Below are 520 nucleotides of genomic sequence, written 5' to 3'. Positions count from 1 at the left end.
CTAACCCAATTAAAGTGTACTAAACCGTTCACGAGATCGCGTTTTGTTGAGCGGCTTACGCTCGATACATTCACTATGTATCCGCAACAGATGTGACGTACTAGCAAGCTCTTTATGAGAAATGTCTAAAATTCTTCTAAATATGTCTACGCCCTTCTTACTTTTAACATCGATAAGACAATAATTGACGAAAGTTGCCTATAATCAAGGCAATACTCGCCTATCCCATGCGGAGATAAAGATGAAAAAAACAAGTTTAATGATGGCTATGGCAGGGACAATGGTACTTGCTGGTTGTTCAACCTATGACGGCGCAACTCGCTCAACAGAGTACACCTCTGTTGCCAATCCGGCGGCCGTTTACTGTGTACAACAAGGTGGCGAACTGGACACTGTGTCAGAGAATGGTGAGCGTGTAACTTACTGTGTGCTTTCTGACGATGAACGTGTTGAACAGTGGGAATACTACCGTAGTAACCACAAAGAGAGTGACGAGCAATAAACTCGAATCTAATAAATA

Annotated in this window: 1 protein-coding gene; it reads left to right on the top strand. The window is 42.5% G+C overall.

The features are described 5' to 3' along the window. The first annotated feature begins 241 nt into the window (after positions 1-241). On the top strand, positions 242-502 hold the full coding sequence (locus tag R7093_RS28040; RefSeq protein WP_140088559.1) for a DUF333 domain-containing protein: 261 nt from the start codon (positions 242-244) through the stop codon (positions 500-502). Positions 503-520: the final 18 nt, after the last annotated feature.

Source organism: Vibrio sp. 1580 (assembly GCF_033340055.1).
Note: the sequence above shows the minus strand (reverse complement) of the source record. Positions and strands in the feature narration are given on the sequence as shown.

Excerpts from the sequence above, each read along its gene's own strand:
- R7093_RS28040 (WP_140088559.1), top strand. The coding sequence starts at position 242 with ATGAAAAAAACAAGTTTAATGATGGCTATGGCAGGGACAATGGTACTT.